We start from the raw sequence: 12,215 nt of genomic DNA on the forward strand, positions 1-12,215 counted from the left end.
CCGCGCAAGGCCGCCATTGCCCCGCTCCGCCCCGCCTGCTAGGCGCGTGGCCCATTGCCGGGAGCGGGCGGAACGCCCGATCGGCCCGGCCCCAACGGGATGATGGAACGAGACAGATGAGCGAAGAAACGGGCGCCGCCGAGACCTTGACCAACGGCGAGGACCATCTGCCCGAAGTGGCGATGATCGCCCAATATGTGAAGGACATGTCCTTCGAGAATCCCAGCGCGCCGGGCATCTACCAGGCCCCCGAGCAGCCGAAGATCGACGTCCAGTTCAACATCGGATCGCAGCAGGCGGGCGAGGATGTCTATGAAGTCGCGCTGAAGATCGAGGTGAAGGCGACTCAGGGCGACATGACCGCCTATGCCGTCGAGCTGGTCTATGCCGGCCTGTTCGGCATCCGCAACGTGCCCGAAGAGCATCTGCCGCCCTTCCTGCTGGCCGAAGCACCGCGCCTGCTCTTCCCCTATGCCCGCCGCGTCGTGGCCGACGCGATTCGCGACGGCAACTTCCCGTCGCTGGTGCTCGAACCGATCGACTTCGGCGCGCTCTACCTGCAGCAGGCCGAGCAGCAGCAACAGCTGGCCGAGGCCCAGCCGGCGGGCGAAGCCTGAGGGCAAATGCCGCATCAACATTCGTCATTCCCGCGGAGGCGAGAATCCATAACCTCCGAACCGCAAGAGGTTCGAGCTTCAGAGAATATGGATCCCCGCCTGCGCGGGGATGACGGTTGGTTGATAGATGACAGGCGACTGATATGTCCCTGATCCGCGCCAGCGCGACGATCGGCGGGCTGACGCTGGTCAGCCGCATCCTGGGTTTCGTGCGCGACATGCTGATGGCGCGCTTCGTCGGCGCGGGCTTCGCGTCGGACGCCTTCCTGATCGCCTGGCGGCTGCCGAACCTGTTCCGCGCACTGTTCGCCGAGGGTGCTTTCTCGGCCGCCTTCGTGCCGATGTTCAACCGCACCGTCGCCGAAGCCGAGGCCGACAGGCCGGGCGAGGGCCTCGCCATCGCGCTGCGCTTCGCCGAGGACGTGCTGTCGGTGCTGCTGCCCGTCCTGATCGTCTTCACGCTGATCATGATGCTGGCGGCGGGCCCGATCGTCTGGGCGATGACCGGCGGCTTTCCCGATGGCGGCCCCGAGAAATTCGCGCTCGCGACCGAATATACGCGGATCACCTTTCCCTATCTGATGCTGATCTCGATCGTGTCGCTGCTGGGCGGAATCCTCAATTCGCTCAACCGCTTCTGGGTCAACGCCGCCGCCCCCGTCCTGCTCAACATATGCCTGATCGCCGGGCTGCTGTTCTTCCGCGGGCCTAGCGACGTCGATACCGCGCGGACCCAGGCGATCGCGGTTACGGTGTCGGGGGTGATGCAGCTCGCCTGGCTGGTCCTCGCCTGTTGGCAAGCGGGGGTGCGGCTGCGCGTCCGCCTGCCCCGGCTGAGCCCCGAGGTGAAGCGGCTGCTGGCGTTGATCGGCCCCGCCGCGATCGGCGCGGGCGCGGTCCAGTTCAACCTGCTGATCTCGACCACCCTCGCCGCCCGCTTCCTCCCCGAGGGATCGGTATCCTATCTCTATTATGCCGACCGGCTGAACCAGCTTCCGCTCGGGCTGATCGGCATCGGCGTCGGCACCGCGATGCTGCCCAGCCTGTCGCGCCAGCTGGGCGGTGGCGATGCGAAGGCCGCGCTCGACACGCAGAACCGCGCGATCGAGCTCGTCCTGCTGCTCACCCTGCCCGCCACCGCCGCGCTGATGGTGTCCGCGACCCCGCTGATCCGCGGCCTGCTGCAGCACGGCGTGTTCACCGCCGAGGACACCATCGCCACCGCACGCGCGCTCGCCGCCTTCTCGCTCGGCCTGCCCGCCTATGTGCTGATCAAGGTGCTGACCCCGGGCTTTTACGCGCGCTCGGACACCAGGACGCCGGTGCGGATCGCGATGCTGGCGATGCTGGTCAATCTCGGCCTCAATCTCGCGCTGATCTGGCAGCTCGCGCATATCGGGCTGGCGCTGTCGACCGCGGTCGCCGCCTGGGTGAATGCGGGCCTGCTATATCTGACGCTGCGCCGCCGCGACCATTTCGCAATCGATGACCGGCTGAAACGAACCGGCATCCGCTTGATCGCCGCGACGCTGGCGATGGCTGCGGTGCTGTTCTTGCTCAATCCGTGGATCGACCCCTGGGCGGGCCGTAGCCTGATCGAACGCTGCGCCGCGCTATCGGCGATGATCGTCGCGGCGGCGGTCGTCTATTTCGGGCTGGTGTTCGGGCTGGGAGCCTATTCGGTGAGCGGCCTCAAGGCGCAGCTGCGGCGCAAACGCTGACGGATCAGGCGTCGCCGTCACCGAGGCTGACGAGAAGATCCTTGAGTTCGACCGGCGAGACGCGGCTATCGCGATTGGCATCGGCCTGAACGAACAGGGCTGCGCTGCGGAGGGAGCGGATGTCGCGATGCACCGCCATCCAGTCGGCGAAGGCAACCGCGTCGAGACCGGCCGCGCCGACGCCGCGGATGCGGACCTTCGCCTCACCGGCATAGGCGCGGGGGGCGGGCGAGAGTTCCTGCGCGGGAGCGCGGGTCGAGAGAGCCACCAGCGCCGCCGCGGCGGCGAACAGCAAAGCGGGCTTGAAAAGGCCCGGTCGGTTTGTGGTGTCATTCGTCGACATCGGTCTGCTCCGTGTTGATGGAACATCTATGCGCACCCGCGGCGGCGCGCTCCAGTGACGAAGATCACCTTTCTAAGCCTTTGGTCTAAGGGCGGTACCGAGTTCAACATTGTTTACACCCGCCTTAACCATGTCCGGTAAACATCGGCGGCTTTTGGTCTGCCGCTTGACCTGCCCAGCCCCCCGCCGCAAAAGCCCGGCATCATGACCCACAAGCGCACAGTCTCGGGCATCCAGCCCACCGGCAACCTGCATCTCGGCAACTATCTCGGCGCGATCCGGCGATGGGTGCAGATGCAGGACGAGGGCGAGTGCCTGTTCTTCCTGGCCGACCTGCACGCGATCACGGTGCATAACGACCCGGCCATGCTGTCCGCGAACATCCGCGAGATGGCGGCGGCGCTGGTCGCCTGCGGGGTCGATCCCGACAAGGCGGTGCTGTTCCGCCAGCGCGACGTGACCGCGCATGCCGAACTGTGCTGGCTGCTCAACGGCACCGCGCGGATCGGCTGGCTGAACCGGATGACCCAGTTCAAGGAGAAGTCTGGCAAGAATCGCGAGGGTGCGTCAATCGGCCTTTACGGCTATCCGGTGCTCCAGGCCGCTGACGTGCTGCTCTATCAGACCACCCATGTGCCGGTGGGCGAGGACCAGAAGCAGCATCTGGAGCTGGCGCGCGACATCGCGACCAAGTTCAACACCGATTTCAACGTCGATGTGTTCACCCTGCCCGAGCCGGTGATTGGCGGCCCCGCCGCGCGGGTGATGTCGTTGCGCGACGGATCGGCGAAGATGTCCAAGTCCGACCCGTCGGACATGAGCCGCATCAACCTGACCGACGATGCCGACACGATCATGTCGAAGGTCCGCAAGGCGAAGACCGATCCCGAACCGCTGCCCGATACGGTGGAAGGGCTGGAAGGCCGCCCCGAGGCGCGCAATCTGGTCGGAATCTATGCCGCGATGACCGATGCGACCCCGGCCGAGGTGCTTGCTCAGTTCGGCGGCCAGGGCTTCGGCGCGTTCAAGCCCGCGCTGGGCGAATTGCTGGCGGCCAAGCTCGGCCCGATCGCGGAGCGGCTGAAGGCGCTCAAGGCGAACCCGGACGAACTCGACGCGATCCTGGCCAAGGGCGCGGAGAAGGCCCGCACCCTGGCCGCGCCGACGCTAGCGGCAGCGTATAAGGCGATGGGGCTGTAACATCTTATGTCGTCACTCCAGCGAAAGCTGGAGTCCATGTCTGCTTTCACATCAAACGCCATCTGCCTGAAGAGAGACATGGACCCCAGCCTTCGCTGGGGTGACGGTTATTTCTTGGCTTTTGCTCTGGCTGCCGCTCGAACGTCTTCCATCGTTCCATCGTAGAAGCCGCTGGAACACGCCTCGTCGGTCAGCCGCTGCATGGCCGCTATTTTGTCCATCCGCTGCTGATCATGTGAGCGGGGCATCTACTTCTTCGCCTTCGCCGCCGCCTTCTTCGGGGCAGCCGTTTTCTTCGGGGCCGCAGCCTTCCTCGCGGGCTTCTTGCCCTTCGCAGGCCCCTTCGCCGCCCGTGCCGCCAGCAGTTCGAGCGCGGCCTCCAGCGTCATCTCATCGGGATTCGCCGTCTTCGGAAGGGTCGCGTTGGTGACGCCGTCGGTGACGTAGGGGCCGAAGCGACCGGCCATCAGCTTCACTTCCTTGGCCGTGACCGGGCTGTCGCCGAAGCGCTTGAGCGGTTCGGTGCTGCCGCGCTGCCGCCCGCCGCCCTGGGCGGCTTCGGCGAGCTTGACGACGGCGGCGTTCATGCCGGTCTCGAACACCTCGGCGGTCGATCCCAGCCGCGCATATTTGCCGTCATGGGCGAGATAGGGGCCGAAGCGGCCGATCGAGGCGGTGATCGGGTTGCCGGTCTCAGGGTGCGGGCCGATGGTGCGCGGCAGCGACAGCAGCTTCAGCGCCCAGCCGAGATCGAGATCATCGCCGGGGATATCCTTAGGGATCGACGAGCGCTTGGCATCCTTGCCGTCGCCGAGCTGGATATAAGGGCCGAAACGCCCCGAGCGCTTTGATACTTCCAGGCCGGTGTCGGGATCGGTGCCGATCACTACTGGGCCCGCATCGGCACCCGCATCCGCCGCACCGGCCTGCGCGAACCGGCGGGTATATTTGCACTCGGGATAGTTGGAGCAGGCGATGAACGCGCCGAACTTGCCGCCGCGCAGCGACAGGCTGCCTTCCTGGCATACGGGGCAAAGGCGTGGATCGGTGCCGTCGCCCTTGTCGGGGAAGAGATAGGGGGCGAGGAACTCGTCGAGCGCCTTGGTGACGTCCGACGGCTTCTGCTCCATCACCTCGACGGTCTTGGGCTTGAAGTCCTTCCAGAAGGCCTCGAGCACAGCCTGCCATCCGGCGCGGCCGCCAGAGACGTCGTCAAGGCTTTCCTCCAGCCCGGCGGTGTAATCATAGCTGACATAGCGTTCGAAGAAGCGTTCGAGGAAACTGGTGACCAGCCGCCCGCTCTCATTCGGGGTGAAGCGGTTCTTCTCGACCGTGACATAGTCGCGGTCCTTGAGCGTCTGGAGCACCGAAGCATAGGTCGAAGGACGCCCGATGCCGAGCTCTTCCATCTTCTTCACCAGGCTGGCTTCCGAATAGCGCGGCGGCGGCTGGGTGAAATGCTGTTCGGCGGTGACAGCCTTCTTGGCGGGCGTGTCGCCTTCGCGGATGCGCGGCAGCCGGCGCGATTCCTCGTCGCCCTCATCATCGCGACCTTCCTCGTACAGCGCGAGATAGCCGGGGAAGAGGACGACCTGTCCGGTCGCGCGCAGGCCATGCTGGCCGGTGCCGTCGACGAGATCGACCGTGGTCCGCTCCAGCCGCGCCGAGGCCATCTGGCTGGCAAGCGCGCGCTTGAAGATCAGGTCGTAGAGCCGGGCGTGGTCGCCGCTGCCCGCGCGATCCTTGGAGAAGTCGGTCGGGCGGATCGCCTCATGCGCTTCCTGCGCGTTTTTGGCCTTGGCGGTGTACTGGCGCGGCTTGTCGGGCACATAATGCGCGTCGTAGCGCTTGGCGATCGCGCCCCGCGCGGCGTCGATCGCGCTGCCGTCCATCTGGACGCCGTCGGTCCGCATATAGGTGATCGCGCCATCCTCGTAGAGCGCCTGGGCGATGCGCATCGTGTGGCTCGCCGAGAAGCCGAGCTTGCGCGCCGCCTCCTGCTGCAGGGTCGAGGTGGTGAAGGGCGCGGGAGGATTGCGGCTGAGCGGCTTGGTCTCGACCGTCGCGACCGAGAAGCGGCCCGCCTCGACATCGGCCTTGGCCGCGTCGGCATCCTTGCCGTTGCCGATCGACAGCCGCTCGATCTTCTGCCCCTTCCAGCGCACCAGCCGGGCGATGAACGGGATGCCGTCATGTTCCATGTCGGCGGCGACCGACCAATATTCCTGGGCCTTGAACAGTTCGATCTCGCGCTCGCGATCGACGACGAGGCGCAGCGCGACAGACTGGACGCGGCCCGCCGACTTCGCGCCGGGCAGCTTGCGCCACAGCACCGGCGACAGGGTGAAGCCGACCAGATAGTCGAGCGCGCGACGAGCGCGATAGGCGTCGATCAGATCCTCGTCGAGCCCGCGCGGATTGGCCATGGCTTCGAGCACCGCAGGCTTGGTGATCGCGTTGAAGGTGACGCGCTGGACGTCCTTGGGCAGCGCCCGGCGCTTCCTCAGCACCTCTTGGACATGCCAGCTGATCGCCTCTCCTTCGCGATCGGGATCGGTGGCGAGGATAAGCGTGTCGGCACCCTTCGCCTCGTCGGCGATCGCCTTCAGCTGTTTCGTCTTGTCGGCATAGGCCTCCCATTCCATCGCGAAGCCATTGTCGGGATCGACCGAGCCGTCCTTGGCCGGCAGATCGCGGACATGGCCGTAGGAGGCGAGGACGCGGTGGCCCGGCCCCAGATATTTTTCGATGGTTTTGGCCTTGGCGGGGGATTCGACGACAACGAGCTTCATGGAGTTTCCGGCCATCCTCTTACGCGCATGTACACGTACGAGGGTGGAGAGCCCCGGGGAGGGTCGTCAAGAGGCCGCGGTCAAGACCGCTCAGGCGGCGAGCGAGCGCGCCTGGCTAGCAAGCACGGAGGAAGACGCGACGATCTGCTGCGCGATCATGCCTGCCGCCGACGCAGCGGTGGCGAGCTTGCCGACGATCGCGGTCGCCTCCTCGGCATGCCGAACGGCTTCGGTGCTATGGCTGCACGCGCCATCCGCCGCCGCGCATTGGCTGGCGCTGGCGTCAACGACTTCCTGAACCAGCGTCCAGGCGTCGTCAGCCCGGCCGCTATTGCCCTGGAACAGGCCGATGATCTCCTCCATCTCCCGGCGCAGCGTCTCCGTCCGGCCATCGATGTCGCGAGTCGCGCCGGCCGTCTGCTCGGACAGGTCGCGTACCTCGCCAGCGACAACGGCAAAGCCGCGCCCCGCCTCGCCCGCCCGCGCCGCCTCTATCCGGGCGTTGAGCGCCAGCAGGCGGCTCTGCCGGGCGATCCCGCCGATCATCATCGAGATATTGCCGATGCTTGCTGCCGATCCTGTCAGCCGACCCAGCGCCTCGGCCCCCTCCTGCGCCGCGCCGCGCGTTGCGCTGATCACCGATTGCTGAACATGGAGATGGGCGTCGATCAGGCTCGCCTGCTCGACCATCCGTGCTGCCAGTTCGCGAGTCTGCAGCGCTTCCTCGGCCGAACGCCGGGCAAGCCGGGTCGCTTCGGCCGCCTGCTTGCCGACGTCCGCGGCGAGCGTCGCGAGCGCCTGCGCAATCGCCTCTAGCGACTGCGCGGTGTCGATCAGCTCGTCGAGGGACGGCGGCGTGGTCACGCGGCCATTCTCACGGCCTGGATCATCGCATTGGAAAGCACGCCATAAGCCGCGCCCCAGGCCGCTTCGACCGCCGGGGTGAAGCGCGCGCCGAGCGCCTGGCGGAGCGTCTCGATCAACGCGGTGGCGACCGGGGCATAATGTTCGTCGCGCACCCCATAGCCGACATGGCGACGAGCCAGTTCGGTCACCATCGGCACGAGCCGGTCGAGATTGTCGAGATCGGTGACGATGGCGGTGAGGGTGAGCATCAGCTTCTGTCGCTGCGCCGCCATGTCCTTGGCGAACATCGCGCGCAGATGCGGGCATTGAGCGAACAGCCGATCGTAAAAATCGGTCGCCACCGCGTCACTGATCGGAATGGCATAAACGAAGGTCGATTTGACGAGTGCGATCTGATCCGGCGTCACGAACATCCTCCCGACGAATTGATCCGTTTTGGAACAATGGGAAATAAGCGCCGGTTAATGTTACGGATGAGTAATCATCGGATTATTAGACAATGGTCGAACGGCCGCCGCTAAGCCGCGAGACTGACCCGTCCGCCCGCATGCCGTTCGATCCGCCCGGCCAATTCGAGTTCGAGCAGCACCGTCTGGACGATCGGCGACGCCACATCGCTTTGCCGGATCAGTTCATCGACCGGCAACGGCACGGGACCGAGCAGATCGAGGATCGCCCGCCGCGCACCATCATCGGCGTCGGCATCGGGCGCGGGTTCCTGGCGGTAGGATTCGGATCGCCCTGCCACGCCGCCGATCGGCGCCAGTGCCTCGGCGATATCGGCGGCGGACTGGACCAGCGTCGCGCCCTCGCGGATCAGCAGGTTACACCCCTGAGCGCGCGGGTCGAGCGGCGAGCCCGGCACCGCCATCACCTCGCGTCCAAACTCGGCGGCGAGGCGCGCGGTGATCAGCGAGCCCGACTTGGGCGCGGCTTCGACGACCACGGTGCCCATCGCCAATCCGGCGATGATCCGATTGCGATAGGGGAAGTGGCGGGCGTGCGGCTGGGTGCCCGGCGGCTGTTCGGCGATCAGCAGGCCGCGTCCGGCGATATCGCGCTGGAGTGCGGCGTTTTCCGGCGGATAGGTGATATCGATGCCGCCCGCGATCACCGCCGCCGTGCCCGCATCGATCGATCCGGCGTGCGCGGCGGTGTCGATTCCGCGCGCCAGACCGGAGACGACCAGCATGCCCTGCGCCGCCAGATCATGCGCGAGCATCCGCGCGAAGCGGACCGCCGCGCCGCTGGCATTGCGCGCGCCGACGATCGATACCGCCTGCCGGTCGAGCAACGTCCGATCACCCATGACGGTCAGGACGGGCGGTGCGGCCTCGATCTGGTCGAGCAGGTGCGGATAACCGTCGCTACCGCGAAACAGCATTGTCGCGCCCAGCGCCTCGACGCGCGCGAGTTCGGCCTCCGCCGCCGCGGCCGGAAACAGTGCCGGCGCGGGGCCGCCCCCGCGAAAGGCGAGGCCGGGCAGTGCCTCGATCGCATGGGACGCGCTGCCGAAGCGACGGACGAGATGGATATAGGCGACCGGCCCGATGCGCGGGGTGCGGATCAGCCGCAGCCGGGCGAGACGCTCGGCCGGGCTCGGTGCCGGCGCGGGGATTATCGCTGTCCGACCTTAGGCTCGGTGCCGTCGATGAGCCGGGCGATGTTGTCGCGATGCTTCCAGACGACCAACAGCGCCATTCCGAGCAGCACCAGCACCGTGTTCGGCTCGCCCCCCACCGCCGCCGCGACCGGCGCAGCGATCGCCCCCGACAGGCCGCCGGCGGAGGAGCGCCGGGTCAGCGCCAGCATGCCCAGCCAGACGACCGCGAAGGCGATGCCCGCCGGCCACCAAGCCGCGAGCGAAACCCCGAGCATCGTCGCCACGCCCTTACCGCCACGGAATTTGAGCCAGACCGGATAGAGATGGCCGAGAAAGGCCGCAGCGCCCGCCCACAGGGCGACATCCGGCTGCACCAGTTGCGCCAGCAGCACCGCCGCCGCGCCCTTGCCGCCATCAAGCAACAGCGTCGCCGCCGCCAGCCCCTTGCGCCCGGTCCGCAACACGTTGGTCGCGCCGATATTGCCCGAACCAATCTGGCGCAGATCGCCCGCGCCGCCTAGCCGGGTCAGCACGACCCCGAACGGTATCGACCCCAGCAGATAGGCGCCGGTCAGCAGGACAGCGGTGGTCAGCGTAACCATGACGAAAGCATGCTCCCAGACAGCGGGCGCACCATAAGCCCTGATAATCGCTTGGCAACACGCACAACCGCACAGAAAGTTACGGACACGGCACAAGTTGGCATAGCCAGCCGGGGAGGGCTGGTTGCGATCCCCGTTGCCGCGCCCTAAGTGGCATGTGATGGCCGATGATCGCCCGATCCTGATGTTCGATTCCGGGGTAGGCGGCCTGTCGGTCCTCGCGCCGACCGCCAAGCTGTTGCCGCAGGCATCCTATGTCTATGTCGCCGACAATGGCGGCTTCCCCTATGGCGTCCGCAGCGAGGCGGAGATCGCAGCGCGTGTGCCGGCATTGCTCGGGCGGCTCGTCGAGCGCCATCGTCCGCGGCTCGTGGTGATCGCCTGCAACACCGCATCCACGATCGCGCTGGGGGCGGTGCGCGCGGCGCTCGACCTGCCGGTGGTGGGCACGGTTCCCGCGATCAAGCCCGCCGCGCTGCAATCCAGGAGCCGCGCGATCGGCGTCCTCGGAACCGACGCGACGGTGCGCCAGCCCTATGTCGACGATCTTTCCGCCCGCTTCGCCGGCGACTGTATCGTGCTGCGCCACGGATCGGCGCGACTCGTCGAGCTGGCCGAAGCCAAGCTGCGCGGCGAGCCGACCGATATCGCCGATTACCGGGCGGTGCTCGATGGCCTGCTCGGCCAGCCGGGCGGCGACCGCATCGATACGATCGTGCTCGCCTGCACCCATTTCCCGCTGGTGGCGGACGAGCTGGCTGCCGCCTCGCCACGCCCGCTCGATTTCGTCGATGGCGGACCGGGCATCGCGCGCCGAATCGCTTATCTGACCGAAGGCCAGGACTGGCCCGGCGCGCCCGGCGGCGAAGCGGTCTTCACCGCACCGCTGGAGATCGCCGAGCCACTGCGCGCCGGGCTGGCGTCGCGCGGCCTCGACCGCATCTCGATTCTCTGACGGCGTTCGACCATCGTCGAATCAGCGAATCGTTCGCACTGGCTTTTGCCCGCCATTGGCCGTAAAAGGCGCCCGATTCAGCCCCTTGGCAAAGCGGGGCGGTGGGAGCAGGGCTCTTGGACTATAATCGCGTTTTTACCCAGGCGATCGATCGCCTCCATGCCGAAGGGCGTTACCGGGTCTTCATCGACATCCTGCGCAATAAGGGGATGTTCCCCAATGCGCGCTGCTTCGCGGGCCATAACGGGCCGAAGCCGGTCACCGTCTGGTGCTCGAACGACTATCTCGCCATGGGGCAGCATCCCAAGGTGATCGCGGCGATGGAGGAAGCGCTCCACGATGTCGGCGCGGGATCGGGCGGCACCCGCAATATTGGCGGCAACACCCATTATCATGTCGATCTCGAAGCCGAGCTGGCCGACCTGCACGGCAAGGAAGGCGCGCTGCTGTTCACCTCGGGCTATGTCTCGAACGAGGCGACGCTGTCGACCCTCGCCAAGGTGCTGCCCGGCTGCATCATCTTCTCGGACGAACTCAACCACGCCTCGATGATCGCGGGCATCCGCAATTCGGGTTGCGAGAAGCAGGTCTTCCGCCACAACGACCTCGAGCATCTCGAAGAGCTGCTGGCCGCGGCGGACCCGGAAGCCCCCAAGCTGATTGCCTTCGAGAGCGTCTATTCGATGGACGGCGACGTCGCGCCGCTGCACGCGATCTGCGACCTGGCCGACAAATATAATGCGCTGACCTATCTCGACGAGGTCCATGCGGTCGGCATGTACGGTCCGCGCGGCGGCGGCATTTCGGACCGCGACGAGGCCGCGAGCCGGATCACCGTTATCGAAGGCACGCTGGGCAAGGCGTTCGGCGTGATGGGCGGCTATATCGCGGCCGACCAGATGATCATCGACGTGATCCGCAGCTATGCGCCCGGTTTCATCTTCACCACCTCGCTATCACCGGTGCTTGTCGCGGGTGCGCTCGCCAGCGTGAAGCATCTCAAGGCGTCGTCGGAAGAGCGTGACGGCCAGCAGGCCGCCGCCGCGACGCTCAAGCGCATGTTCGCCGAAGCCGGCCTGCCGGTGATGGAGACCGCGACGCACATCGTGCCGCTGATGGTCGGCGATCCGGTGAAGGCCAAGAAGGTCTCGGACATCCTGCTCGCCGAATATGGCGTCTATGTCCAGCCGATCAACTATCCGACCGTGCCGCGCGGCACCGAGCGGCTGCGCTTCACCCCCGGCCCTGCGCATGACGAGGCGATGATGCGCGAGCTGACCCAGGCGCTCGTCGAAATCTGGAGCCGGATGGAGATGAAGCTGGCGGCTTGAGCCGGAGGCTCAAGCTGCTGGTTTTTGTTTTAGCCTCAGGCGCCGGCGTGCGCATCCGCGCACTTGGCTTTCCTCGCATAAGCTCGGGCGGCCGCCACAGCTCGCCTCGCGAGCCGATCTCCGCCTACGGACTGCCCCCGGCAGTCCGCGAACCGGCTACGATCCTTGCGGGACGCTACGCGTC

12 protein-coding genes are annotated in these 12,215 nt (G+C 66.8%); 5 read left to right on the forward strand and 7 right to left on the reverse strand.

Annotation, left to right across the window (positions count from 1 at the left end):
• Positions 1-116: 116 nt before the first annotated feature.
• Positions 117-617, forward strand: a complete 501-nt coding sequence (gene secB, locus ASE00_RS13250; RefSeq protein ID WP_056380952.1) for a protein-export chaperone SecB — start codon at positions 117-119, stop codon at positions 615-617.
• A 143-nt stretch (positions 618-760) separates the two neighbouring features.
• On the forward strand, positions 761-2,338 hold the full coding sequence (gene murJ / locus ASE00_RS13255) for a murein biosynthesis integral membrane protein MurJ (RefSeq protein WP_056380954.1): 1,578 nt from the start codon (positions 761-763) through the stop codon (positions 2,336-2,338).
• A gap of 4 nt (positions 2,339-2,342) precedes the next feature.
• Here murJ and ASE00_RS13260 read toward each other — a convergent pair whose 3' ends face one another.
• Positions 2,343-2,681, reverse strand: coding sequence for a hypothetical protein (locus ASE00_RS13260; protein ID WP_056380956.1), 339 nt, complete (start codon positions 2,679-2,681; stop codon positions 2,343-2,345).
• A gap of 204 nt (positions 2,682-2,885) precedes the next feature.
• Here ASE00_RS13260 and trpS point away from each other — a divergent pair, with 204 nt between their 5' ends.
• A complete protein-coding gene (gene trpS / locus ASE00_RS13265) occupies positions 2,886-3,881 on the forward strand; it encodes a tryptophan--tRNA ligase (protein ID WP_056380958.1) in 996 nt (331 codons plus the stop codon).
• Between the two features lie 107 nt (positions 3,882-3,988).
• On the opposite strand, the gene ASE00_RS23505 is transcribed toward trpS, so the two are convergent.
• The 6 genes from ASE00_RS23505 to plsY all read right to left on the reverse strand — a co-directional run bounded on the left by ASE00_RS23505 (position 3,989) and on the right by plsY (position 9,745).
• Positions 3,989-4,129, reverse strand: a complete 141-nt coding sequence (locus ASE00_RS23505) for a hypothetical protein (RefSeq protein ID WP_156405417.1) — start codon at positions 4,127-4,129, stop codon at positions 3,989-3,991.
• The gene (gene topA / locus ASE00_RS13270; RefSeq protein ID WP_056380960.1) at positions 4,130-6,673 is read right to left on the reverse strand and encodes a type I DNA topoisomerase; all 2,544 of its coding nucleotides are present in this window, start codon (positions 6,671-6,673) and stop codon (positions 4,130-4,132) included.
• Positions 6,674-6,763: 90 nt separating this feature from the next.
• A complete protein-coding gene (locus ASE00_RS13275) occupies positions 6,764-7,537 on the reverse strand; it encodes a methyl-accepting chemotaxis protein (RefSeq protein ID WP_056380962.1) in 774 nt (257 codons plus the stop codon).
• Complete coding sequence (locus tag ASE00_RS13280) at positions 7,534-7,953, reverse strand: globin family protein (protein ID WP_235538661.1); 420 nt, start codon at positions 7,951-7,953, stop codon at positions 7,534-7,536. The genes ASE00_RS13275 and ASE00_RS13280 overlap by 4 nt, the downstream gene beginning before the upstream one ends.
• Before the next feature lie 104 nt (positions 7,954-8,057).
• Complete coding sequence (gene dprA / locus ASE00_RS13285; protein WP_056380964.1) at positions 8,058-9,158, reverse strand: DNA-processing protein DprA; 1,101 nt, start codon at positions 9,156-9,158, stop codon at positions 8,058-8,060.
• Entirely contained in the window at positions 9,158-9,745 is a 588-nt protein-coding gene (gene plsY, locus ASE00_RS13290) for a glycerol-3-phosphate 1-O-acyltransferase PlsY (RefSeq protein WP_056380966.1), read from the reverse strand. Before plsY ends, dprA begins: the two co-directional genes overlap by 1 nt.
• 160 nt (positions 9,746-9,905) lie before the next feature.
• On the opposite strand from plsY, the gene murI reads away from it, so the two are divergent.
• Both murI and hemA read left to right on the forward strand, forming a co-directional pair.
• Positions 9,906-10,700: a glutamate racemase gene (gene murI / locus ASE00_RS13295; protein WP_056380968.1), complete on the forward strand. Its 795-nt coding sequence runs from the start codon at positions 9,906-9,908 to the stop codon at positions 10,698-10,700.
• Between the two features lie 116 nt (positions 10,701-10,816).
• The gene (gene hemA / locus ASE00_RS13300) at positions 10,817-12,031 is read left to right on the forward strand and encodes a 5-aminolevulinate synthase (RefSeq protein ID WP_056380970.1); all 1,215 of its coding nucleotides are present in this window, start codon (positions 10,817-10,819) and stop codon (positions 12,029-12,031) included.
• The last annotated feature ends 184 nt before the right edge of the window (positions 12,032-12,215 follow it).

Source organism: Sphingomonas sp. Root710 (assembly GCF_001429065.1).
Lineage (GTDB): Bacteria > Pseudomonadota > Alphaproteobacteria > Sphingomonadales > Sphingomonadaceae > Rhizorhabdus.